25 protein-coding genes, 1 tRNA gene and 1 riboswitch are annotated in these 23,852 nt (G+C 64.9%); of the genes, 9 read left to right on the forward strand and 17 right to left on the reverse strand.

Annotated features, from left to right (window positions below):
* Positions 1-15: 15 nt before the first annotated feature.
* Positions 16-89 (reverse strand) — tRNA-Gly (locus tag HAP40_RS35530).
* A 173-nt stretch (positions 90-262) separates the two neighbouring features.
* Between HAP40_RS35530 and HAP40_RS35535 the strand changes: the two genes are divergently transcribed.
* From HAP40_RS35535 to HAP40_RS35560, 6 genes are all read left to right on the forward strand, one after another.
* Positions 263-841, forward strand: a complete 579-nt coding sequence (locus tag HAP40_RS35535; protein WP_166812518.1) for a methylated-DNA--[protein]-cysteine S-methyltransferase — start codon at positions 263-265, stop codon at positions 839-841.
* A 95-nt stretch (positions 842-936) separates the two neighbouring features.
* Positions 937-1,776, forward strand: a complete 840-nt coding sequence (locus HAP40_RS35540; protein ID WP_166812516.1) for a helix-turn-helix domain-containing protein — start codon at positions 937-939, stop codon at positions 1,774-1,776.
* Between the two features lie 48 nt (positions 1,777-1,824).
* Positions 1,825-2,265 (forward strand): hypothetical protein, encoded by a 441-nt coding sequence (locus HAP40_RS35545; protein ID WP_166812515.1) that lies wholly within the window; start codon positions 1,825-1,827, stop codon positions 2,263-2,265.
* A gap of 103 nt (positions 2,266-2,368) precedes the next feature.
* A complete protein-coding gene (locus HAP40_RS35550; RefSeq protein WP_166812513.1) occupies positions 2,369-2,728 on the forward strand; it encodes a VOC family protein in 360 nt (119 codons plus the stop codon).
* A gap of 174 nt (positions 2,729-2,902) precedes the next feature.
* Positions 2,903-3,301, forward strand: coding sequence for an SRPBCC family protein (locus HAP40_RS35555; protein WP_166812511.1), 399 nt, complete (start codon positions 2,903-2,905; stop codon positions 3,299-3,301).
* 113 nt (positions 3,302-3,414) lie between these two features.
* A complete protein-coding gene (locus HAP40_RS35560; protein ID WP_166812509.1) occupies positions 3,415-3,906 on the forward strand; it encodes a hypothetical protein in 492 nt (163 codons plus the stop codon).
* On the opposite strand, the gene HAP40_RS35565 is transcribed toward HAP40_RS35560, so the two are convergent.
* The 4 genes from HAP40_RS35565 to HAP40_RS35580 form a co-directional block, all read right to left on the reverse strand.
* Positions 3,903-5,348 carry an MATE family efflux transporter gene (locus HAP40_RS35565; RefSeq protein WP_166812508.1) on the reverse strand — a complete coding sequence of 482 codons (1,446 nt, stop codon included), beginning with the start codon at positions 5,346-5,348 and terminating at the stop codon, positions 3,903-3,905. The genes HAP40_RS35560 and HAP40_RS35565 overlap by 4 nt on opposite strands.
* Before the next feature lie 166 nt (positions 5,349-5,514).
* On the reverse strand, positions 5,515-6,570 hold the full coding sequence (locus HAP40_RS35570) for a hypothetical protein (protein WP_166812506.1): 1,056 nt from the start codon (positions 6,568-6,570) through the stop codon (positions 5,515-5,517).
* Positions 6,571-6,709: 139 nt separating this feature from the next.
* Positions 6,710-7,120 (reverse strand): PAS domain S-box protein, encoded by a 411-nt coding sequence (locus tag HAP40_RS35575; RefSeq protein ID WP_166812504.1) that lies wholly within the window; start codon positions 7,118-7,120, stop codon positions 6,710-6,712.
* 169 nt (positions 7,121-7,289) lie between these two features.
* Positions 7,290-8,426 (reverse strand): 2'-deoxycytidine 5'-triphosphate deaminase, encoded by a 1,137-nt coding sequence (locus HAP40_RS35580; RefSeq protein WP_414645359.1) that lies wholly within the window; start codon positions 8,424-8,426, stop codon positions 7,290-7,292.
* Between the two features lie 80 nt (positions 8,427-8,506).
* A riboswitch (SAM riboswitch) is annotated at positions 8,507-8,586 on the forward strand.
* Positions 8,587-8,660: 74 nt separating this feature from the next.
* Between HAP40_RS35580 and HAP40_RS35585 the strand changes: the two genes are divergently transcribed.
* Complete coding sequence (locus HAP40_RS35585) at positions 8,661-9,848, forward strand: O-succinylhomoserine sulfhydrylase (protein ID WP_166812500.1); 1,188 nt, start codon at positions 8,661-8,663, stop codon at positions 9,846-9,848.
* A gap of 140 nt (positions 9,849-9,988) precedes the next feature.
* On the opposite strand, the gene HAP40_RS35590 is transcribed toward HAP40_RS35585, so the two are convergent.
* From HAP40_RS35590 to HAP40_RS35600, 3 genes are read right to left on the reverse strand one after another with little or no spacing between them, the layout of a single operon-like run.
* On the reverse strand, positions 9,989-10,960 hold the full coding sequence (locus HAP40_RS35590) for an SGNH/GDSL hydrolase family protein (protein WP_166812498.1): 972 nt from the start codon (positions 10,958-10,960) through the stop codon (positions 9,989-9,991).
* A gap of 12 nt (positions 10,961-10,972) precedes the next feature.
* Complete coding sequence (locus HAP40_RS35595) at positions 10,973-11,752, reverse strand: SGNH/GDSL hydrolase family protein (protein ID WP_166812496.1); 780 nt, start codon at positions 11,750-11,752, stop codon at positions 10,973-10,975.
* Complete coding sequence (locus HAP40_RS35600; RefSeq protein ID WP_166812494.1) at positions 11,752-13,008, reverse strand: OpgC domain-containing protein; 1,257 nt, start codon at positions 13,006-13,008, stop codon at positions 11,752-11,754. Before HAP40_RS35600 ends, HAP40_RS35595 begins: the two co-directional genes overlap by 1 nt.
* A 181-nt stretch (positions 13,009-13,189) precedes the next feature.
* Here HAP40_RS35600 and apaG point away from each other — a divergent pair, with 181 nt between their 5' ends.
* Positions 13,190-13,582 (forward strand): Co2+/Mg2+ efflux protein ApaG, encoded by a 393-nt coding sequence (gene apaG / locus HAP40_RS35605; protein ID WP_166819226.1) that lies wholly within the window; start codon positions 13,190-13,192, stop codon positions 13,580-13,582.
* A 235-nt stretch (positions 13,583-13,817) separates the two neighbouring features.
* Here apaG and HAP40_RS35610 read toward each other — a convergent pair whose 3' ends face one another.
* The 3 genes from HAP40_RS35610 to HAP40_RS35620 all read right to left on the reverse strand — a co-directional run bounded on the left by HAP40_RS35610 (position 13,818) and on the right by HAP40_RS35620 (position 17,215).
* Complete coding sequence (locus tag HAP40_RS35610) at positions 13,818-14,825, reverse strand: Hsp33 family molecular chaperone (RefSeq protein WP_166812492.1); 1,008 nt, start codon at positions 14,823-14,825, stop codon at positions 13,818-13,820.
* Between the two features lie 258 nt (positions 14,826-15,083).
* Positions 15,084-16,007, reverse strand: coding sequence for an ornithine carbamoyltransferase (gene argF, locus HAP40_RS35615; protein WP_166812490.1), 924 nt, complete (start codon positions 16,005-16,007; stop codon positions 15,084-15,086).
* Complete coding sequence (locus HAP40_RS35620; protein WP_166812488.1) at positions 16,007-17,215, reverse strand: aspartate aminotransferase family protein; 1,209 nt, start codon at positions 17,213-17,215, stop codon at positions 16,007-16,009. Before HAP40_RS35620 ends, argF begins: the two co-directional genes overlap by 1 nt.
* Positions 17,216-17,685: 470 nt before the next feature.
* Between HAP40_RS35620 and HAP40_RS35625 the strand changes: the two genes are divergently transcribed.
* A complete protein-coding gene (locus HAP40_RS35625; RefSeq protein WP_008541008.1) occupies positions 17,686-18,198 on the forward strand; it encodes a GcrA family cell cycle regulator in 513 nt (170 codons plus the stop codon).
* 244 nt (positions 18,199-18,442) lie between these two features.
* Here HAP40_RS35625 and phoB read toward each other — a convergent pair whose 3' ends face one another.
* The 6 genes from phoB to pstS form a co-directional block, all read right to left on the reverse strand.
* Entirely contained in the window at positions 18,443-19,150 is a 708-nt protein-coding gene (gene phoB, locus HAP40_RS35630) for a phosphate regulon transcriptional regulator PhoB (protein WP_008143479.1), read from the reverse strand.
* Positions 19,151-19,172: 22 nt separating this feature from the next.
* Entirely contained in the window at positions 19,173-19,889 is a 717-nt protein-coding gene (phoU, locus tag HAP40_RS35635) for a phosphate signaling complex protein PhoU (RefSeq protein ID WP_166812486.1), read from the reverse strand.
* 11 nt (positions 19,890-19,900) lie between these two features.
* The gene (pstB, locus tag HAP40_RS35640) at positions 19,901-20,722 is read right to left on the reverse strand and encodes a phosphate ABC transporter ATP-binding protein PstB (RefSeq protein ID WP_166812484.1); all 822 of its coding nucleotides are present in this window, start codon (positions 20,720-20,722) and stop codon (positions 19,901-19,903) included.
* Complete coding sequence (gene pstA / locus HAP40_RS35645) at positions 20,719-21,564, reverse strand: phosphate ABC transporter permease PstA (protein ID WP_145642195.1); 846 nt, start codon at positions 21,562-21,564, stop codon at positions 20,719-20,721. The genes pstB and pstA overlap by 4 nt, the downstream gene beginning before the upstream one ends.
* Positions 21,565-21,568: 4 nt before the next feature.
* Positions 21,569-22,558: a phosphate ABC transporter permease subunit PstC gene (gene pstC, locus HAP40_RS35650; protein WP_166819225.1), complete on the reverse strand. Its 990-nt coding sequence runs from the start codon at positions 22,556-22,558 to the stop codon at positions 21,569-21,571.
* A 161-nt stretch (positions 22,559-22,719) separates the two neighbouring features.
* Positions 22,720-23,733, reverse strand: a complete 1,014-nt coding sequence (gene pstS, locus HAP40_RS35655; RefSeq protein ID WP_166812482.1) for a phosphate ABC transporter substrate-binding protein PstS — start codon at positions 23,731-23,733, stop codon at positions 22,720-22,722.
* Positions 23,734-23,852: the final 119 nt, after the last annotated feature.

Raw genomic sequence — 23,852 nt, forward strand, 5'->3', positions numbered from 1 at the left:
CCGATGCGAGGAAGCTGGAGCGGGCGAAGGGAATCGAACCCTCGTATGCAGCTTGGGAAGCTGCCGTTCTACCATTGAACTACGCCCGCTTATTGCGCTTCGCGCCCGTCCTGATTAGCCGAGACGGCGCGCCTCGCCAAGCGCTTTGGCGGCGGCGCGCCCGACGCTCCTTAACTTTCTGGTAAGATTCCAGGTGCGCTGGATTGTGGCGGTGTTATGATCGTAGGTCTGGGGAGTAACGTGCACTGAGTGGGGCGTGTGCATGGTGGGGCGTGCTTACGCGATATTCGACACGGCGATCGGCCGCTGCGGCATCGTCTGGAGCAGCACTGGCGTGGTTTGCGTGCAATTGCCGGAGGCGCGGGAGATCGACACCCGCCGCCGGATCTTTGCGGTGCATCCCGAGGCGCGCGAGCAGCGGCCGTCCGAAAGTGCCGACCTTGCCATCGAGGGCATCACAGGCCTGCTGCAAGGCGGCGACCCCGATTTTTCCGAGGTCAGCCTGGATGCTGGCGGCGTGCCCGGCTTCAGCCGGCGTGTCTATGAGTACACCTGCACGATCCCGCGCGGGGAGACGCGCACCTATCACGAGATCGCCAAGGCGCTCGGCGCCTCCGGCGCAGCGTATTCGGTGGCGCAGGCGATCGCCAAAAATCCCTACATGCTGATCGTGCCCTGCCACCGGGTGCTGGAGGCCGGCAATTATGCCGACCGGCTCTCGCCTTACGGCGGGGTGATCTCCAAGCGGCGGCTGCTGGCGCTCGAGGGCGCCCATCCGATCGCCAGCAAGACGCTGTTCGAGGTGCTGCTGCCCGTTGCTCCGCCGCGCGCGCCCAGCTAAGGCGCGGTCCTGACCGCACCTGAGCTTTGATTTTTTGGGCATGACTTGCCGGACGACCGCTACACACTCGTCGGGATCATGCCTAGATAGGCCGGATGGACGCGACCACGCTGCTGACGACACGTTCGATGATCGTCTCCGAGTTTCGCTGCGATGCGGGACCGGAGGACACGCCGTTTGCGGAGTGCCGCACCGGCCATTCCATCGCCTATGTCCGCTCGGGCAGCTTTGGCTGCCATTGCCGCGCCGGCTTCTTCGAGCTGGTGGCGGGCTCGATGCTGGTCGGCGCCCCCGGCGAGGAATACACCTGCACGCATGAGCACGTGTCCGGCGACGTCTGCCTGTCCTTCTTCCTGAGTGACGGGCTGGTCGATGCTCTCGGCGGACGTCGCGAGGTCTGGCAGGTCGGCGCGACGCCGCCGCTGCCCGAGCTGATGGTGCTCGGCGAACTCGCCCAGACGGCGGCAGATGGCAACAGCGATCTCGGCCTCGACGAAATCGGCCACATCCTGGCCGGCCGTTTCGTCGACGTCGCCTCGGGCAAGACACGCAAGCAGACGCCGCCGACCGCGCGCGACCGCCGGCGCGCGGTGGAAGCTGCGCTGTGGATCGACGACCATTCGCAATCCGAGGTCGATCTGGAACAGGCCGCGCGGCAGGTGGGCCTCAGTCCGTTTCATTTCCTGCGACTGTTCTCGAGCGTGCTCGGCGTCACGCCGCATCAATATCTGGTGCGCTCGCGGTTACGGCGCGCCGCGCGGCTGCTCGCTGACGAGGATATCGCAGTCACCGACGTCGCCTATGACGTCGGCTTCGGCGATCTCTCCAACTTCGTCCGCACCTTCCATCGCGCCGCCGGCGTGTCGCCGACCAAGTTTCGCCAGGCCTCGAAAGGCGAGCGCGGAATCTTCGGGGAACGCCTCGTCCTCAACTGAGACAGGCCGGCCGCGTTGCAGTAACCGTCTGTTGACCAGACAGGCGCGATGCGCTGGCGCTCGCGGCTCATCGCGCTGTACTACAACCGGAGGGCGAATCGGCGCCCCTCCAAGGCGGCGGGCCGGCGGATGGACATTGCCTCAGGGGACGTGATTGCGGCCGCGCTGATCGCGCTCGCCCTGGGGCTCGCCTTCATCGCGGGCTGCGCCGTCTACTACGGCCGCCGGATCAGCTCGCGCAGGATTCCGATGCAATGGGGTCCCGACGGAGAGCCAACCTGGTTTGCACCGCGCCTCATCGGGCTCTGGTCCAGCTTCGGTGTCACCGCGGCCCTTTCCGCGTTCCTGCTCGGCCTCGCCTGTCTTGAACCGCAGAAGCTCACCGCGTTGATCGTCGCGACGGTCAGCGTGATCGGAACCAACATGTGGGTCCAGGTCCATCACCTGAAGCGGGTGATCCGGTGGCAAGCGGAGACGCCGGCGACGTAACTGGGTATCGAGCGCAAGATTCTCCAAGAGCCCCTCACCTCCCTCGCCTAGCTTCGGCTCCGGCGCGCGCCCGTTGCGGCGCGCTTTGCAAATGGAGACGAGCATGTACGACCACATCGGACTTCGCGTTGCCGACCTCGACGCCGCGACGCGATTCTACACCGCAGTGCTGGCGCCGCTGGGCCATGTGCTGTGCTCGAGCGGCGACGGCTATGCCGGCTTCGGCCCGAAGGGCGAGCCCGCACTCTGGCTGCATCTCAACAGGGGCCGGAAGGCCGACGGCGTCCACGTCGCGTTCCGCGCCAAGGACCATGACGCGGTGAAGGCCTTTCACAGCGCGGGCCTGAAGAGCGGCGGCCGCGACAATGGCGGCGCGGGTCCGCGCAAGGATTACAGCCCGACCTATTATGCGGCATTCCTGATCGATCCCGACGGCAACAATGTCGAGGCGGTGTGCAGCTGAGCATTTTCCGCTTGCTCCCGTCATTGCGAGGAGCTCGCGACAAAATTGCGTAAGCAATTTTGCGCTGATGCGACGAAGCAATCCAGACTGTCTCCGCAGAGACAGCACTGGATTGCTTCGCTGGCGCTCGCAATGACGGAGTTCCTGCACCTAACGCAATCAAGGACATCTTTCATGGCCTCCATCCACAACGACATCCCCCTCCCCGCCTCCGCGCACGACGTCTGGGAGGCGGTGCGCGATTTCGGCGCGCTGCATCAGCGGCTGGTGCCGGGCTTCGTCACCGCCTGCACCCTCGACGGCGATGCGCGCATCGTCACCTTCGCCAACGGCTCGGTGGCGCGCGAGGTGCTGGTCGATTGCGACGATGCGCGACGGCGCCTCGTCTATGCCATCAGCAACGAGCGACTGAAGCACTACAGCGCTTCGGTGCAGGTGGTTGCCGACGGTGAGACGCGGTGCCGCCTGGTCTGGACCATCGACATGTTGCCGAACGAGCTTGCGCCCTATGTTCAGGGGCAGACGAAGGAGGCCGTGGCCGCGATACACAACGCGTTTCCGCCGGCGGCTTGATCCTCCTCTGTGCGTTTTCTCACAGAGCTTCATCCTCGCCCGCCGTAACCATGGCGACGTGCGCCCGGTTGGCTCCGCTCTCCCGGCGGAGCCACGCACACGAGGAGCATGCCATGAGAGGTGCGGACAAGGTGATCTGCCAGGCGGCCGCCGTGCTGCTGTTGTTTTCCGTCGCGAGCACGCCGGCGAAGGCGCAGTTCGCCGGCTTTGGCGGCGCCGGCGGCGAGGACATGATGACCCAGATGGCCCCGATGCTGGAGATGATGAAGGCGAAGATGGGCAAGCGCCGCTTCGCGATGCTGATGCAGACCATGGGTCCGATGATGAGCCGCATGATGGAGAATGGCGGCGGTGGGATTGGTGGCATGATGGGCGGTGGCGGTCTTGGCGGCGGCTTTGGTGCGCCGAATTATGGCGGGTACACGCCGATGGGCGGAGGCGGCTATATGCCGGCCGGGCTCGGCGCCATGGGCGGCGGCGACGTCATGGGCATGCTCGGCGGTTCCGGAGGCAGCGACATGATGGCGATGATCCCGCAATTGATGCGGCTCGCCAATGCCGGCGGCGGAGGCGGAGGCGGCCATCGCCGCCACAAGCGTCGCTAATCCGCAGCGCCCGACAGTGCCGGCCTGATCGCGGGCCTGCCCTCGCGCGGTCCCCAGCGCGTCAACACCACGCTGGAGCACGACAACAGGCCGAGCACCACCATCGAGCTTGCGGCGAGCCAGAAGAAGCTCTGCGCGGTGGCGTCGTGGGTCGACAGCCACCAGCCGACGGCCGCGATGTAGATCAGCCGCGCCGTCTGCGCCAGCACCGGCCCGATCACCTTGGCCGCACCTTGCGAGGAGAAATACATCGTCGTCGCAAGGCCGAAGAAGGCGTAGAACGGTCCGACCGTCGAGAGATATTGATGGCTCGCCGCGCGGACGGCCACGCTGTCGGTGAAGATGTTGACCCACAGATCGGGGAAGATCGCAACCAGGCATGCCGGCGCGCCGACCGCCACGAAGGCGGCAGCGCTGGCGATCCAGGCGATGCGCCGGGCCCGCGCGATGCGGCCCGCGCCGATTGCCATTCCGACCATCGGCACACAGGCAATGCCGAACGAGAACGCGATCGAGGTCAGCAGGAATTCCAGGCGGGCGCCTATGCCGTAGCCGGCGAGGATCGCGGTGCCGAACTGCGCCAGCATGTGGGTGAAGATCGAGATCGTCAGCACCGATTGTAGCGGCGAGAAGCAGGCGATGGCGCCGACCTTGAGGATGTCGAAGAACATCGCCCATTGGATGCGCAAGCCCCGCAAGCTCAGCACGATCCCGGCGCGGCCCGAGAACAGATACCAGCCCATGATGCAGATGTTCATGCAATAGGCGATCAACGCACCGGCGGCGACGCCGCGCATGCCGAACTGCGGCACCGGGCCGAGCCCGAGGCCCAGGGTGCCGCCGAGCACGATCTGCCAGGCCGCCGAGTTGAGAATGAGGAACGACGGCAGCTTCATGTTTCCGGTGCCGCGCAGGACGCCGGCCATGGTGTTGAGCAGCCAGGGCAGCACCGCGCCGCCGAAAAACACCTGGGTGTAGGCGATGGCGTGGCTCAGCACGTTGCCGCGGCCGCCGAGCAATTCCAGAACGCGCGGCCCGAAGATCAGCATGCCCAGCATGAAGACGAGACCGAAGCTGATGCCGATCAGCAGCGCATGCATCGCGAGCGTGCCGGCGCGTTCGCGATCCCCCGCGCCGAGCGCGCGCGCGATGGCGGAGGCCACCGCCCCGCCCATGGCGCCGCCCGACATCGTCATGGTCAGGATCACGGTCGGAAACACCAGCGCCATCGCGGCCAGCGCCTCGACACCGAGCCGGCCGACATAAGAGGTCTCCGCGATCACCACGCAGATGCCGGCCGATAGCCCGATGACATTCGGCCAGGTGAGGGAGAGCAGCGTGCGCAGGATCGGACCGTCGGTCAGCGCGCTCATGATCGGCCGCGGTGGCGGCGGCAGCGGACGCTCTTGTTCATCGACCGGAATTTCGGCGATGTCGGACATGTCCTCTCCGGGGCGCGAGCGCCATTTGCGGCGCGGCAATGAACAGGTGTGCCAAGAAATCTATTCGCGCGGAGCGCGCGACCGGGGCTTGTTAGCACGGTGCGCGCCGATTCCTCCTGCGCAGGGTGCAGGCGTGCCCTGCGGCAGCGCATTTCGACAGGTGAAACTACCGGATCGTCCACACCAACGGCGGCCGGCCGCCTGCAGATGGCCGCGGATGCACGCCGATGTGCCGCCCGCATCCCGCAGCGAGGCCTTCGAACAGCCCCTCCAGCACCTTGGCGCAGGCGGGATGATAGTCGGTGACGTCGTCCATCAGTTTCCAGCTCTGCTGAGTTGTTTCGAACGCGCCCGCTGATTGCGTCATCTCGGCTGCATCATCCTGCGCGGCGAACAGCGCGTTCAGGAACGTTGCGAAATCGGCCGCACCACCGCGGCTCATCGACAGCGCGGCTGCGACCTCGTCGAAATATTGCATGCCGATCAATTTGCCGGTGAGGTGCAGGAGATAGCCGGCATCCTCGGGGCCGAACAGCTGCACCATGACGGGCGCTGCGGTGCGGACATATTCCATCGCATAGTTGCGATAGGCTTTTTCGAGCCGCGGCTTCGGCCAGCTCGCGACCGGCAGCGCCGGCGCGCTCGTCGCATCGAACAACGGCGCCTCGAGATGACGCGCGAAGACAAGCCGCTGGTCGAGCTCGAGCGGGTGGTCGTATTGATGGTAGTAGCCTTCGAGGCCGTCCTGGCCGTCGACGCTCTGCTTGGTGCAGACGAAACCCAGGCGGAGATCGCCGAGCGCGACGCCGTTGTTGGCGTGCCAGCCGCGCAGCATGGCGCGCGATACCTCGCCGGGCACGCCGCAGATCGCGGTGCCCTTCCAGATCCAGCGCGGCGGCGGATAGCGGATCCAGGCCTTGGTGTCGCTCTCATACATGTATTCGACGTGCACGCCGCCGATCCAGTTGGAGAGATAGTGATATTGCGCAGCGGCCACCGCCGGCGGCAGATGACGGAGGCCGAGCTTTTCGAGCCCCGGCAGGAAGCGCTCCTGCTGCTGTCGGCGGAACACGCGAAAGACGAATTCAGCGGCATCCGCCGTGCCGCGCCGCGTGACTACGGTGAGGATGAGGCCGGTGAAGTAAGCGTGATAGAGATCGGCGACCGCGCGCCAGCGCTTCCATTGAGCTTCCTGCGCGAGGTCTGATGCGGCGGCCGTCATGTTCGCTCCCGATCGTCATTTTGATCGAGTGTGTCACTGCGTCGGGTAGCAGGCAACATGACGCGGGTGCAGGCCGCCCTGCACGGCGCGCCGTCAATTCCGCATCACGAATTTTGCCAAGCCTTAATCATGTAAAGCCTTAATTACGTGAAGCCTTGGCCGCTCGCTCGCGCTCGACGCGTTCGGTCACGTCGCGCGCCATCGCCGCCGACCCTTGCACAAGCCCGCCGGCGTCGCGCACGAGCGCGAAGGTCATCTCGATGTAGAGCTTGCGCCCGCTCTTGTGCAGCGCGCGTGTCAGCGTCGGCCGCCCCGCAAGCTTCATCGCGCCACTGGCGAGCGCGGCTTCAAAACCCTTCCAGTGCGCAGGCCGCAGATGTTCGGGAATGATCAGGTCGAGGTTCTGGCCGAGCGCTTCCTCCGCCGTGAAACCGAACAGCGCGGTGGAGGCACGATTCCAGCGTGTGATGGTGCCGGAGCGATCGGAATAGATCAGAGCGTCGGCGACGTCGTTGAGAATCTGCGCGTCGAGTTCGGATTGATCGGCCATCTCGTCACCTCGCGTGCACCCTGGATGCGCTTTGCGTCCCGACACATTCGGTGTCGCCACCCGACTTGATCGGGTGATCCCGTATTCCAGAGGCGATTGTTATAGCGCAGATTGGCCGCGGCGTACTGGATGTCCCGGTCAAGCCGGGGCATGACAGTGACGGATGTGGCTACACCCGAAAATGCTTCGATAGCTTGAGGCCCTGTGCCTGGTAGTTCGAGCCGATGCGCTGGCCGTACATCGCATCGGGCCGGGCCAGCATCTTCTCGTAGACCAGGCGGCCGACGATCTGGCCGTGCTCGAGGATGAACGGCACCTCGCGCGAGCGGACCTCCAGCACGGCGCGCGATCCCAGCCCGCCGGCGCCGGCATAACCGAAGCCGGGATCGAAGAAGCCGGCATAGTGCACGCGGAATTCGCCGACCAGGGGATCGAACGGCACCATCTCCGCGGCGTAGTCGGGCGGAACCTGCACAGCTTCCTTGGAGGCGAGGATGTAGAACTCGCCGGGATCGAGGATCAGGCTGCCGTCGGGGCGGGCCGAGATCGGCTCCCAGAAATCCTCCACCGCGTAGCCGGAGCGGCGATCGACGTCGACCACGCCGGTATGGCGCTTGGCGCGATAGCCGACGAAGCCGTTCACCTTCTCGCCCGACAGATCGACCGACACAGCGACGCCGCCCGAGAGATCGGCATCGTCGATGTCGACGAGGCGCTCGGCGGCGTGCAAGCCATCGAGCTCGTCGGCATTGAGGATGGCATCGCCGGTGCGGAAGCGCACCTGCGACAGGCGCGAGCCCTCGCGCACCAGCACCGGAAACGTCTTCGGGCTGATCTCGGCATAGAGGGGGCCGTGATAGCCGGCGCCGATCATGTCGAAGCGGCGGGTGCCGTCGGCGATCACGCGGGTGAAGACGTCGAGCCGGCCGGTCGAGCTCTTGGGGTTCGCGGCCGCGACGATCTCCGGCGGCAGCGCGAGGCTTTCCAACAGCGGCACGATGTAGACGCAGTTGGTCTCGAGCACCGCGCCGTCGGCGAGGCTGAACTCGTGCAGCTTCAACTCGTCGATGCGCTCGGCGACGGTGGCGCCGGGCCCCGGCAGGAAGCTGGCACGGACGCGATAGGCGATGTCGCCGAGGCGCAGATCGAGGCTCGCCGGCTGGATCTGGCTTTCGACGAAATCGTAAGCGGGCAGGATGAGGCCCGCCTCCGCCATCGCCGCGATCATGCGGTCGGGCAGGATACCATTGGCGTCGGCAGCGACCGTGAACGTCAACCCGGGGTCCTCATCAGGGGTCCAGTGCATCCGGACATGCCGGAAATACTAGCCTTTTACGGCTATCCGATGGACGCCTTGACGAAAAGGGCAATGCGGAATATGAGCATCACTTATCCCGTGGTGATTTGAGCCGGCCGGCTTGCAGCCACGTTAAATAAGTCGCTAAACAGGCCGGGGACCTCTGTGATCCCGGCCCGTGGTTTTATCCAGGCCGGTTTTTTTGTGACCGTTTTCGACGAGACGGTCATTTCGGAGGGTCCTATGTCGAAGCCGACTGCCACTTACCGCCCCGAAACCCGCCTGGTCCATTCCGGCACCCTGCGCTCGCAATATGGCGAGACGTCAGAGGCGCTGTTCCTGACGCAGGGCTACGTCTACAACAGCGCCGAGGAGTGCGAGGCGCGGTTCAAGGGCGAAGATCCCGGCTTCATCTATTCGCGCTATTCCAACCCCACCATCGCGATGTTCGAGCGCCGCATGATCGAGCTCGAAGGTGCTGAAGCCGCCCGCTCGGCGGCAACCGGTATGGCCGCGGTGACGACTGCGATCCTGGCGCCGCTCAAGGCCGGCGATCACGTGGTGGCTTCGCGGGCGCTGTTCGGCTCGTGCCTCTACGTCATTCAGGATCTGCTGCCGCGCTACGGCATCGAGACCACGCTGGTCGACGGGCTCGATCTCGACCAGTGGCAGCGGGCGGTGAAGCCGAACACCAAGACGTTCTTCCTGGAGAGCCCGACCAACCCGACGCTCGACGTGCTCGACATTCCCGGCATCGCCGAGATCGCGCACAAGGGCGGCGCGCGGCTCGTCGTCGACAACGTGTTCGCGACCCCGATCTGGCAGAGCCCGCTTGCGCTCGGCGCCGACGTCGTCGTCTATTCCGCGACCAAGCACATCGACGGCCAGGGCCGGTGTCTCGGCGGCATCATCCTGTCCTCGGAAGCCTTCATTGCCGAGCACATCCATAATTTCATGCGCCAGACCGGCCCGTCGATCTCGCCGTTCAACGCCTGGGTCCTGCTCAAGGGCCTGGAGACGCTGGGCGTGCGCGTGCGCGCGCAGACCGACACCGCAGCGCGTATTGCCGAGGTGCTGGCGAGCCATCCGAAGATTTCACGGCTGGTCTATCCCGGCCGCGCCGATCATCCGCAGGCAGCTCTGGTGAAGAAGCAGATGCGCGGCGGTTCGACGCTGGTCGGCTTCGAGGTCAAGGGCGGCAAGCAGGCCGCGTTTCGCGTGCTCAACGAGTTGAAGCTGGCGAAGATCTCGAACAATCTCGGCGACGCCAAGAGCCTTGTCACGCATCCGGCCACGACGACGCATCAGCGCCTCAAGCCGGAAGACCGCGCCGCGCTCGGCATCAGCGAAGGCTTCATCCGCTTCTCCACGGGGCTGGAGCATGCGGATGACCTGATCGAGGATCTGACCGCGGCGCTGGAGAAGGCGTGAGGGTTGGAAATCGTAGGGTGGGTTAGCCCTGCAGATGTGCGAAGCGCATCTGCTCGGCGTAACCCACCACTTCTGTTACCGCGGGCACACAAGAGGTGGGTTACGCCTTCGGCTAACCCACCCTACCTACGGCACCGATATCACATCGGCCGGTACGTCTTCACATCCGCGGGCACGTTCACGCCCAGCTTGATCTGGCCGACGGAACGGATGATGTCGTCGCCGAGGAGCTGGGCGAAGCAGGCGTAGCCCCAATCGTTCATGTGCAGGCCGTCGGCGATGACGAAGCTCTCGACCGGGATCGATTGGTTCTCGTGCCAGTCGCGCATCACCTCGAAGCGCGGGAAGATGCCGACGTGGCGAAGCTCGGCGACCTTGCCGAGCAGCGTCACCATCTTGCCGGCGCTCTCCTTGCGCTGGTTGACGGCCGGCGAATATTGCGGATCGACCAGCACGATGTCGGCGCCGCCCGCAGCCTGGATGCGGCTGATGCCGTCCTCGACCAGTTTAGCGGTCTCGCCGGGATCGAGGTTGCGCAGCACGGCGTTGGTGCCGACCTGCCAGATCACGAGATCCGGATGCACGTCGATCACCTGCGTCTGGAGGCGCTTCATCATCTCGGGCGCATCCTCGCCGCCGACGCCGGCATTGATGACGGTGATGTCGGCGGTCGGATAGTGCCGGCGCAATTGTGCGGCGAGACGGTTCGGATAGTTGAAGTCCGGCGAGCTCGCACCGAAACCTGCGGTCGACGACGAGCCGAACGCGACGATGACGACGGGCTGGCCGGCGACGAGCTTGCTTGCGACATGCGGCAGCGAGCCCATCGCCTTCGAGGCGCCCTTCGGCGGCAGGCAGGGCACGCGGCTGAAGATGTCGCCGGCGGATTTTGCGACCTCCTTCACCTTGTCGATGGCCCGCGCCGCGACGCCGCGGTGTTCGGGGGACGTCGCTGCGACGGTGGTTTGGGAGGGCGCCGCGGACGCGGGATCAGCCGCTTGCGCGGCGTGCGTCTGCGCGCCGGCCTGCGAAGCGGGCATCAGCAACAACAGCATCGCCGCTGCGGGCGCAGCCAGCCATGGCGTCAGGCAAAAAGGGCGGAGAGAACTCATTAACGCTAGACCTCAATTTTGCTGCTGGGCCGGCTCCAGATGGGCAGCGTCGATCACGAATTGTGCCAACGCCCGGCCAAGGCAATCATGGACCTGTTTCGCCAGCTCGGGCCCGCGGGACGGGTTGAACAGGTCGAACTGGCCCTGATCATTCCACTGCCTCATGATCGCGAAACGGTCAAACAGCGGGATATCATGCTCCTGCGCCACTACCCGCATGTTGTCGAGGTATGGCGGCACCGAGATCATGGTTTCGGTACGCGGGCTGTACTGCAAATTCATCAAGACGACGTCGGCCCCTGCCTTTTGCAACGCAGTAACCCCTTCGGTCACTGCGCCGCGAAAATCGTCGGGATCGATGGCGCGGATAGCATCCACGGTCCCGGTCTGCCAGATGACCAAAGTAGGCGTTTTTGCTTCCATCAGCTTAACGAAAGTCGCCGCGGTCTCCTCTGCTGTCTTCTTGCTCTGTATTTCTACGGAGACGTGCACCGCCTCCGAGGGGGGCAGCTTGTCCTTGAGGCTCGCCTCCATGCGCGCCGGATATGAGCTGCTCTCCGAGGATGGAATCGTCGTCGAGCGGCTGCCGATGACCAGGATCTCCAGCGGCTTGCCGGCCTTGACGGCATCGGCGACCTTGGGAAGCTGGCTTTCGCTGGTCAGCAGATAGGACGGCAATTCGCACGCAGGGGGCACGGCGGAGGCCGCAGGCGCAGCATCGCCCGCGCGCGCCGTGGGCGCGGCGAGGCTACCGCATAGCAGGATCAGGCTCAGGAGAACCTTCGCCTTCATCAGCCCCCTCCCGCCAGATCGGCGTTGCCGACGGCGTTTTTGGTTTTCGCACCGCTCTTGTCAGCTACCCGCTTGTACCATGAAATGACCCAGGCCACCCCCCACATGATCAGGATTCCGGAGAGACTAATCAACGCATGCATGGCTGCGCCGCCCGAGACTTCGGCCAGGATGAAATGGCCGGCGAACGCCAGGAAGACGCCGAGGCAGAATATCTCGAGGGAATGCTGGCCGCACAGGATCAGGGGCCGCAGCCAGGGCGATTTCAGGCCCGGCCAGGTCCGCGGCAGGAAGCGCACGGTGAGCGCGGCCAGCGCCAGGAAATGCGTGAAACGCAGAACGTCGAGATCTGTCTTGTCGATCGGATACATCCATTGCTCGATGCGCTTCGGCATCAGGAGGCCGAGCTGCGGCACGTACCAGGTCAGCGTCACGTAAAATGCCGCGACGAGGTAGGCGATCGAGATCCACATCGTCACCGGTGACGCCAGGATACGCGACATGCGCCGCGCGCCTCCCAGCGCACACCAGGCGCCGAAGACGAACAGCAATTGCCAGGCGAAGGGATTGAAGGCCCAGAAGCCGTTCGGATATGCCGAAAGATAAAGATCGTATTCCCAGGTAACCGCGTAGAGCACGACCGAAAGGCCGAGCGTGACGTCGGGCCGCCACTTCATCGACCACAGGATCAGCGGCAGCGCCAGCATCAGAACGATGTAGAGCGGCAGCACGTCCATGTTGACGGGACGGAAGCGCAGCAGCAGCGCCTGCACGATGGTGACGTCGGGCTGCTTGAGGAAATCCAGGATTCCCATCTCTTCGGTGTAGAGCGGGTTTTCGAAGCTGGTCGCGACATAGGAGATTTCGGCGAGGAAGATGGTGAACAGGAAGACGTGGGCGACATAGATCTGCCAGACGCGCCGCAGGATGCGCGCGGTGGCGATGACGACGCCGCTCTCCAGCATCGCCCGACCATAGACGAAGGCGGCGGTGTAGCCGGAGATGAAGATGAAGATCTCGGTGGCGTCGCTGAAGCCGTAATTGCGGATGGTGAACCAGGTCAGCAGGCTGGGCGGCAGGTGGTCGATGAAGATCAGCCAGAGCGCCAGCCCGCGGAACAGATCGAGCCGCAGTTCGCGCTCGCCGATGGCCGGCAGCGTGATGGCCGGCGCGGCGGCGCGGGGCTTGGTGCCTGCGGGTTTGGCACCCGCGGTTCCCGCGATCGTCGATCCCGTCACTTGGTCGGCAATGGTCATCGGGACCCAAAAACCCTTCCGCAAATCGCGACGTGTCAGGCAGTGTACCGGTCCGGCCGATGTCTCGCAAAGCGGCCGGATCACATCGAGGTGTCCTTCCCCGCGAATTCTGGCGGGACGATGTCGCCAAAGCCGTGTTGCGGCGTTTGGTTCCCAGCCGGGATTCGGTATGATGACCACCATGTACCGCGCCGTGACCCGCCAGATCGAAGTGACCGTCGAGCCGAACTTTGTTCCGGAGCAGTCGTCGCCGGACCGCTCCCGCTATTTCTGGTCCTACACCATCGTCATCATCAATTCCGGCGGGGAGACCGTGCAGCTGAAGACGCGGCACTGGATCATCACCGACGCCTCCGGCCGCCAGCAGGAGGTGAAGGGCGAGGGTGTGGTCGGCGAGCAGCCGATCCTGGCCCCCGGCGAGCGCTTCGAATACACCTCCGGCGTCCCGCTCACGACCGCCTCCGGCTTCATGACCGGGCGTTACCAGATGGTCAGCGAAAGCGGCGAACGCTTCGAGATCGACGTGCCGACGTTCTCGCTCGACAGCCCCGACAACAAGCGGGTGTTGAATTAGCCTCCAGTGTCATTCCCCGCGCAGGCGGAGAATCCAGTACGCCGCAGCCCATCGATTGAATCGCAACCCTCTCGGAGTACTGGATCGCCCGATCAAGCCGGGCGATGACACCGCGTATGTGGCGTGCCGCTTCTCCGTCGTCATTGCGAGCGCAGCGAAGCAATCCAGAATCCCTCCGTCGAGACAGTCTGGATTGCTTCGTCGCAAGGGCTCCTCGCAATGACGGACGATAGGTTTACGCGTCCTCGACGCCCGCTTCATCCGGCGTGAACTGATAGACCGAGCTGCAGAACTCGCAGGTCACCACGACCTTGTCGTCCTTGACCATCGCGGCGCGGTCGTCGGACGAGAAGCTCTTGAGCATGGCGGCAACCGCATCCCGCGAGCAGGAGCATTGCGCCCTCAGCGACAGCGGGTTGAACACGCGCACGCCGCGCTCGTGAAACAGACGGAACAACAGCCGCTCGCCGGACAGCTCGGGATCGATCAACTCGACGTCCTCGACCGTCTCGATCAGCGAACGCGCCTCGACCCAGGCGTCGTCTTCAGCGACGCTGTGCACCTCGGTGCCTTCGGGCGCGTCACCGGGATGCAGATCGGCCTGCCGCGCGCGCTCCGGCGCCTTCGGCAGAAACTGCATCAGCATGCCGCCGGCACGCCAGCGATGCTTGCCGCCGTCGCTCGAGCGCCATTCCTCGCCGACCGCAAGGCGCACGCGCGTCGGGATCTGCTCGGAGCGCAGGAAATATTCGTGGGCAGCCTCTTCCAGACCGCCGCCGTCGAGCGCAACCAGGCCCTGGTAGCGACTCATGTCGGGGCCCTGGTCGATGGTCATGGCGAGATGGCCGCGGCCGAGCAGCGCGCCGGAATCCCTGACGTCTCCAAGCCGCGCGGCATCGTAGCGCGCGTAGGCACGCAAGCGATCCGGCGCCGTGTAATCGACGACCAGGAACGACACCGGACCGTCGGTCTGGGCTTGAAGAATGAAGCGCCCCTCGAATTTCAGCGCCGAGCCGAGCAGCGTCGTCAGCACGATGGCCTCACCGAGCAGCTTGCCGACGGGCGCGGGATAATCGTGCTTGGTCAGGATCTCGTCGAGCGCAGGGCCAAGCCGCACCAGGCGACCGCGCACGTCGAGCGCATCGACCTCGTAGGGCAGCACGGCGTCATCGATCGGAACCGCTGATGGTGCGCGAACCGGGCCTTCCAGCCCGGTTTTCATGTCAGGAGATTGGGAAACCATGGCGCTCTATCTGGGGTCGGAGGTGGGGGATTGGAAGGGGGCGTGGCGCGGCCTCAAACTCAGTGTCGTCCCGGGGCGCGCAACGCGCGAGCCCGGGACCCATAGCCACAGGACCATGTTATCGCTGGCGATGACAACTCCGAGTCTTCGCCACACGACTGCCTGTGGCTATGGGTCCCGGATCGGCGCGCCGCTGTGCGGCGCTTGTCCGGGACGACAGCGGATAATGGGGCCGGCGACGCAGCCCCACCACCGAGATCACTTCACCGCGTCAAAGCACCAGGCCAGAATGCCCTTCTGCGCGTGCAGACGGTTTTCTGCCTCGTCGAACACGACCGATTGCGGGCCGTCGATCACTTCGTCCGTGACCTCCTCGCCGCGATGAGCGGGCAGGCAGTGCATGAACAGCGCGTCGGGCTTGGCCAGCGACATCAGCTTGGAATTGACCTGATAGGGCTTGAGCACGTTGTGACGATGCTCGCCTTCCTTGTCGCCCATCGACACCCAGGTATCGGTGACGACGCAATCGGCGCCCTTCACGGCGGCCTCGGGATCGGAGCCGAGCACGATCGGCGCGTTGGTCGCCTTGATCCAGTCGCGCATCACCTTCTTGGGGGCGAGCTCCGGCGGCGTCGCGACATTAAGCTGGAACTTGAAGCGCTCGGCGGCGTGAGCCCAGGATGCCAGCACGTTGTTGTCGTCGCCGGTCCAGGCCACCGTCTTGCCCTCGATGGGGCCGCGATGCTCCTCGTAGGTCATGAGGTCGGCCATCACCTGGCAGGGATGCGAGCGCCGCGTCAGGCCGTTGATGACGGGCACGGTCGCATGGGCAGCAAGCTCCAGCAGCGCCTCGTGATTAAGGATGCGGATCATGATGGCGTCGACATAGCGCGACAGCACACGCGCGGTGTCGGCGATGGTCTCGCCGCGACCGAGCTGCATCTCGGCGCCGGTGAGCATGATCGGCTCGCCGCCGAGCTGGCGCATGGCCACATCGAACGACACCCGCGTCCGCGTCGAGGGGCGCTCGAAGATCATCGCCAGCGTCTTGCCTTCGAGCGGCCGGACCGGCTGGTGCGCCTTCTGCTTCGCCTTCATGGCGGAGGATGCGGCGAGCATGCGCTTGAGCTCCGACAACGGGAGCTCGTTGATGTCGAGGAAGTGTTTCGGCGAGTTGCTCATCAGCTTGCCGCCCGCTTGGTCTGACTGGACGAGATCGCTGCGCAGGCACGCTCGAGCCGCCCGACGCTGTCCTCGATCTCGGCCTCGGTGACGATCAGAGGCGGCAGGAAGCGCACGACATTGTCGCCGGCGCCGACGGTGAGCAGCTTTTCGTTGCGCAAGGCGGCGACGAGATCGCCCGACGGCACCACCGCCTTGATACCGATCAGGAGACCCTCGCCGCGGACTTCGCTGACGACATCGGGATGACGATCGATCACGGAGGCGAGCTTCTGCTTCAGCAACAGCGACATCTTCTGCACGTGATCGAAGAAGCCGGGCTTGAGCATGACGTCGAGCACGGCGTTCGCAGCCGATATCGCGAGCGGATTGCCGCCGAAGGTCGAACCGTGCGAGCCGGGACCCATGCCGGAAGCCGCCTCAGCGGTCGCCAGCACCGCGCCGATCGGGAAGCCGCCGCCAAGCGCTTTGGCCAGCGACATCACGTCAGGCGTGACGCCTGTGCGCCTATAGGCAAAGAGATCGCCGGTGCGGCCCATGCCGGTCTGGACCTCGTCGAAGGCGAGCAGCAAGCCCTTCTCGTCGCAAAGCTGGCGCAGCGCTTTGAGGAAGGCCGGCGTTGACGAACGCACGCCGCCCTCGCCCTGGATCGGCTCGATCAGGATGCCGGCTGTCTGCGGACCGATCGCTTTCTTCACGGCCTCGATATCGCCGTGCGCGACCTGGTCGAAGCCGTCCATCGGCGGGCCGAAACCTTCGAGATATTTTGCGGATCCCGTCGCGGCCAGCGTTGCCAGCGTGCGGCCGTGGAAGGCGCCTTCGAAGGTGATGATGCGATAACGTTCCGGATGGCCCTTGGAGAAGTGATGATGGCGGACCAGCTTGACCACACCTTCCAGCGCCTCCGCACCGGAATTGCAGAAGAAAACGAAGTCGGCAAAGCTCTCATGGCACAGACGCGCAGCGAGCTTCTCGCCGTCCGGGCTCTGGAACAGGTTCGACATGTGCCAGAGCTTCGTCGCCTGCTCCTGCAAGGCCTTGACCAGCGCCGGATGACAATGGCCGAGCGCGTTCACCGCAACACCCGACGTGAAATCGAGATAGCGATCGCCATTGGTCGCAATCAGCCAGCAGCCCTCGCCGCGCTCGAAACCAAGGTCGGCCCTGGCAAAAACGGGAAGCAGATGCGGCGCGGCGCTGTTGGTCATGATCATCACTTGGATGTTGAATTTGGACGTTGAGACCTGCCTGGCATGCCTTGCGCAGCGCACCATCGACCGGTCCGGAAAACGAAACGTGCCGCCTTTTAAGGGCGGCACGCGTCACTATCTTATGCCTGGCAAGACGGGTGTCAATGCCGCCCGGAAAGCCTGGCGAAACGCTGAATCCGTAGTCTTGCGGTGCCGATTTTGCGGGGTTTTCACCACGGAACATGTGGAAGCGAGTCGGCGGACTCTTGCGCGGGAGTCACGCCATATTGTAGCGTTTGGCCTGTCAGATACGACATCTCGTGCAGCGGTTCTGATCCCAAGAGTCCTCATGTACCGGCGTAAACGTTCGGGCGTTAGTCACGCGCCCGGCGAGCCTTAAGGGATTCTGGCGGCACGGGTTTTTCAAGGCTTAGGCATTCGCTGTGAGGCCCCAGGATGGCTGGCCTGGCAGCGAGGGAAAGGGTGCAATGACGGTTTTGACCTGGTCCGACGATCGCGTCGAGCAGCTGAAAAAGCTCTGGGAGGCCGGACTTTCGGCCAGCCAGATCGCGGCCGAGCTCGGCAATGTGACCCGCAATGCCGTGATCGGCAAAGTCCACAGGCTCGGCCTGTCCGGCCGCGCCAAGAGTCCGTCGTCTGCCGCGCCCCGGCCGCGCAAGGCGCGCCCGGCGCAGCATATGATGCGAGTGACCCGTCCGATCTCGCGCGGCAACACCGCGCTGGCCCAAGCCTTCGAGGTCGAGGTTGAGGCCGAGCCCGTCACCTACGACAACGTGGTGCCGATGAGCCAGCGGCTGTCGCTGCTGGAATTGAACGAGGCGACCTGCCACTGGCCGGTCGGCGATCCCTCGAGCCCGGACTTCTTCTTCTGCGGCGGCAAGGCGTTGTCCGGCCTGCCCTACTGCGCCCAGCACTCGCGCGTCGCCTATCAGCCGGCCGCCGATCGCCGGCGTGCACCGGCCAAGCCGAGCACGCGGTGAGTTAGAGCAATTCTCTGATCGACAAGACTGCAGCCGTCACACGATGACGGCTCCAACTCCTCGGTGCCATCCCCGCGAACGCGGGGATCCATAACCACAAGGCGCGCAATTGTTGCGCGAGATGGTCACTCCGAGTCTTCGTCAAGCCACGTCCTGTGGTTGTGGGTCCCGGGCTCGCGCAGCGCGCGCCCCGGGACGACAGCTGAGATTGTGGACACAGCTGCCAACCAAAAGCTCGTAAACCTTACGTCTGCTCGGCCTTCGCGAACCGATCATCGAGCGCATAGCCTGCGCCGCGAACGGTGCGGATCGGGTCCTGCTCGCGGCCGAGATTGAGCAGCTTGCGCAGGCGGCCGATGTGGACGTCGACGGTGCGTTCGTCGATGTAGATGTCGCGGCCCCAGACGCTGTCGAGCAGCTGCTCGCGCGAGAACACGCGGCCGGGATGCTCCAGGAAGAACTCAAGCAGGCGATATTCGGTCGGGCCGAGATCGATCGGCCGGCCCGAGCGCGCCACGCGGCGCTTGTCGCGGTCGAGCTCGATGTCGCCATAGGCGAGCACGGTGGCCAGCCGCTCCGGGCTTGCCCGCCGCAGAAGGCCCTTCACGCGCGCCAGCAGCTCCGGCACCGAGAACGGCTTGACGATGTAGTCGTCGGCGCCGGTCGCGAGCCCCCGCACCCGCTCGCTCTCCTCGCCACGCGCGGTGAGCATGATGATAGGAAGCTGCTTGGTCTCGGGACGGGTGCGCAACCGCCGGCACAGCTCGATGCCCGATAGCCCCGGCAGCATCCAGTCGAGCACGATCAGATCGGGGATGTGTTCCTTGAGGCGGGTGTCGGCGTCGTCGCCGCGCATCACCGTCTCCACGTCATAGCCGTCGCCTTCGAGGTTGTAACGCAGAAGCTCGGTGAGAGCTTCCTCGTCTTCAACCACCATAATGCGTGCGCCCATGTGGTCGTCGCTCCTTAAGCAATCAGGTATTCGGGACCGTCGTGGCGAAGGTCGTCATGTCGCCCTTCGGCCGCTTGTCGGTGATCGCCTGCCCCTCGATCATGTAGAACACGGTCTCGGCGATGTTGGTGGCGTGATCGCCGATCCGCTCGATATTCTTGGCGCAGAACATCAGATGGATGCAGAACGAAATGTTGCGCGGATCCTCCATCATGTAGGTGAGGAGCTCGCGGAACAGCGAGGTGCAGATGGCATCGACTTCCTCGTCGCCCTTCCACACCGCCATCGCCGCCGGCAGGTCGTGCGCGGCATAGGCGTCCAGCACCGACTTGACCTGCTGCTGCACGAGATCGGTCATGTGCTCGAGGCCGCGGAACAGTTTCAGCGGATGGAAGTCCGTCTCCAGCGCCGCGACGCGCTTGCCCATGTTCTTGGCGAGGTCGCCGATGCGCTCGAGATCGGTCGCGACGCGCATGGCGCCGACGATCTCGCGCAAATCCACCGCCATCGGCTGGCGCCGGGCGATGGTGAGCACGGCGCGCTCCTCGATGCGCTTCTGCAGCGCATCGAGCTCGGCGTCGATGGTGACGACGCGCTGGCCGAGCGCGACATCGCGGCGGATCAGCGCGTCGACGGAATCGACGATCATGCGCTCGGCGATGCCGCCCATCTCTGCGACCAGGCGGGTGAGCTCCTGGAGGTCGGTGTCGAAGGCCTTTGCGGTATGTTCAGAACCCATGTCCCGTCTCCTCAGCCGAACCGGCCGGTGATGTAATCCTGCGTGCGCCGATCGGTCGGCGACGTGAAGATCTTGCTGGTGTCGTCGAACTCGATCAGCTCGCCCAGATACATGAAGGCGGTCTTGTCGGAGACGCGTGCCGCCTGCTGCATGTTGTGGGTGACGATCGCGATCGTGTAATTCTCGGACAATTCCTGGATCAGCTCCTCGACCTTGGCAGTCGAGATCGGATCGAGCGCCGAGCAGGGCTCGTCGAACAGGATCACCTCGGGCCGCACCGCGACCGTGCGGGCAATGCAGAGGCGCTGTTGCTGGCCGCCGGAGAGCGACAGGCCGGAGGCGTTGAGCTTGTCCTTGACCTCGTTCCACAACGCGCCGCCGCGCAGCGCCTTCTCGACGCGGTCGTCCATCTCCGACTTCGAGATCTTCTCGTAGAGGCGGATGCCGAAGGCGATGTTCTCGTAGATCGTCATCGGGAACGGCGTCGGCTTCTGGAACACCATGCCGACACGGGCGCGCAGCAGATTGAGGTCCAGCTTGGGATCGAGGATGTTGGTCTGGTCGAGCAAAAGCTGGCCGGCGGCGCGCTGGCCCGGATAGAGATCGTACATCCGGTTGAAGATGCGCAGCAGGGTCGACTTGCCGCAGCCCGATGGGCCGATGAAGGCCGTGACGCGGTTGGTGCCGAGCGTCAGATTGATGTTCTTCAGCGCGTGATGCTCGCCGTAATAGAAATTGAGATTGCGCACGGTGACCTTGGCAGGGGCCTCGGGCAGCGGCTGCGAGCCGGGATGAACGGTCGGCGCACTTACGGAAACAGACATTTCACTCATTTTGCGGTCCTCTCGGCGCCAAGGATGCGCGCGCCAATGTTCAAGGCAAGCACGGTCAGGGTAATGAGCAGCGCGCCGCTCCAGGCGAGTTGCTTCCAATATTCGTAGGGGCTCTGCACGAAGTTATTGATGGTGACCGGCAGGTTCGCCATCGTCTTGTTCAGGCCGAGACTGAAGAACTGGTTCGACAGCGCCGTGAACAACAGCGGCGCGGTCTCGCCCGCGACGCGGGCCGTCGCCAGCAGCACGCCGGTGATGAGGCCTGAACGCGCGGCACGATAGGCGATGCGCTTGATCACCAGCGAGCGCGGCAGGCCGAGCGCGGAGGCCGCCTCGCGCAGCGGGTTCGGCACCAGCAGCAGCATGTCTTCGGTGGTGCGCACCACGACCGGGATCACGATCACGGCGAGCGCCAGCGCGCCGGCGATGGCCGAGAAGCCGCGCATCGGCACCACCACGGCGCCATAGATGAACAGGCCGATGATGATCGAGGGCGCCGACAGGAGGATGTCGTTGATGAAGCGGATGACCGAGGTCAGCTTGTCGTTGCGGCCGTACTCGGCAAGATAGGTGCCGGCGAACAGGCCGAGCGGCGCGCCGATGCCGACGCCGATCACGGTCATGATCAGCGAGCCGACGATGGCGTTGAGCAGGCCGCCCTCGTTCGATCCGGGCGGCGGCGTGTTTTCGGTAAAGACCTGGAGGTTGAGCCCGGCCAGGCCGTTGTAGAGCAGCGTGGCCAGGATCAGTGCGAGCCAGGTGACGCCGAAGGCGGCGGCTGCAATGCAGAGCCCGCGAATGACGATGTCCCAGCGGCGGCGGCGTGAATAGATCGGGTTCATGGCTTCACTTCCCGGCCTTGGTTTCCAGGCGCAGCAGCATCAACCGCGCGGCCGCGAGCACGAAGAACGTCAGCACGAACAGCAGGAGGCCGAGCAGGATCAGTCCGGACTGGTGCAGGCCGTCGCTCTCGGCGAATTCGGAGGCGATCGCCGCCGAAATCGTCGTGCCCGGCGCGAAGATCGACGAGGAGATGCGGAACGAATTGCCGATGATGAAGGTCACCGCCATGGTCTCACCCAGCGCGCGGCCCAGCGCCAGCATGACGCCGCCGATGATGCCGACGCGGGTGTAGGGGATCACCACGCTGCGGACGACCTCCCAGGTGGTGCAGCCGACGCCGTAGGCGGCTTCCTTCAGCACCGGCGGCACCGTCTTGAAGACGTCGACCGAGATCGACGTAATGAAGGGCAGCACCATGATGGCGAGGATCAGCGCGGCGTTGAACAGGCTGAGATAGGATGGGGGCCCTGCGAAGATCGCGCCCAGCACGGGGACGCCGTCGAAGATCTTGATCATGAACGGCTGGAAGGTGTTGGCCAGGAACGGGCCGAGCACGAAGAAGCCCCACATGCCGTAGATGATCGAGGGAATGCCGGCGAGCAGCTCGACCGCCATGCCGATCGGGCGGCGCAGCCATTGCGGGCAGAGCTCGGTGAGGAAGATCGCAATGCCGAGACCGACCGGAATGGCGATCAGCATCGCAATGAAGGAGGTGACGAGCGTGCCGTATATCGGCCCGAGCGCGCCGAGCACGGGCGGATCGGCCGATGGGGCCCAGCGCTGCGTCCACAGAAACGGCAGGCCGTATTCCTTGATCGCCGGGAAGGCGCCGACGATCAAGGAGATGATGATGCCGCCGAGGATCAGCAGCACCGAGATCGCGGAAAGCCGTGTGATCCAATAGAAGGTGACGTCGCCGAGCTTGAACGCGCCCAAGGCCTTGGCGCGATCGTAAGGTCCGGCGCTGTCGATTACATCGCTCTGAACGGCCATATCTGCCACGCCGATCCCCTGTACCCGTTTATGTATACGCTTGTTTTTGTGGTTCGGTGCCCCGGATGCGGCGCTCGCCGATCCGGGGCTGGTTCTTGTGGGCCCCGGTCAGCGGCGCAGCACCTCTGGCTGCGCCGTGGCGGGGACGCGAGAGAGCGCGCTCAGCTCTTGATCTCGGCAGCCCAGGTCTTCTCCACCTGCTGCACGACGCTGTCGGGCATCGGGATGTAGTCGAGATCCTCAGCCATCTTGCCGCCGTTCTTGAAGGCCCAGCGGAAGAACTTGATGGCTTCCTGCGAGGCCGCCTTGTCGGTGGCCGACTTGTGCATGAGGATGAAGGTCGCCGCCGTGATCGGCCAGGACTTGTCGCCGGGCTGGTCGGTCAGGATGACGTAGTAGCCGGGAGCCTTGGACCAGTCGGCATTGGAGGCGGCCGCCTGGAAGGCCTCGACGGTCGGCTGCACGGGCTTGCCGGCCTTGTTGACGAGACCGGCGTAGGTCAGCTTGTTCTGCTTGGCATAGGCGTACTCGACATAGCCGATCGAGTTCTTGGTCTGGCTGATGTTGCCCGACACGCCTTCGTTGCCCTTGGCGCCGACGCCGACCGGCCACTCGACCGCGGTGCCCTCGCCGATCTTGCTCTTCCAGTCCGCGCTGGCCTTGGAGAGGTAGTTGGTGAAGTTGAAGGTGGTGCCCGAACCATCCGAACGGCGGACCACGGTGATCGCGTCCGACGGCAGCTTCACGTTCGGATTGAGCTTCTTGATCGCGGCATCGTCCCACTTGGTGATCTTGCCGAGATAGATGTTTGCCAGCGTCTCGCCGTCGAACACCAGCTCGCCCGGCTTCACGCCCTCGAGGTTGACGACGGGGACGATGGCGCCCATCACCATCGGCCACTGGACGAGGCCGTCCTTCTCGAGCTGCTCGGCCTTGAGCGGCGCGTCGCTGGCGCCGAAGGTCACGGTCTTGGCCTGGATCTGCTTGATGCCGCCGCCCGAGCCGATCGACTGGTAGTTGAGACCATTGCCGGTCTCCTTTTTGTAGGCGTCAGCCCACTTCGAATAAATCGGGAACGGGAACGTCGCGCCGGCACCCGTGATGTCGGCAGCAAAGGCTGCCGTCGCCGATGCGGCGACCAAGCCAGCAGCGACGATAGTTTTGAGGAAATTCATGCTGGTCTCCATACAGGGGAGCGAAGCGCCATAGGCGCCCGATCGCGCTCCCCGCGCCGCCCCTTTAGGAGCGGTCGGCTGTGCTTTTACGAAGGTTTCGTGACAGGTGGATGACACAG

Source organism: Bradyrhizobium sp. 1(2017) (assembly GCF_011602485.2).
Classification (GTDB): Bacteria; Pseudomonadota; Alphaproteobacteria; order Rhizobiales; family Xanthobacteraceae; genus Bradyrhizobium.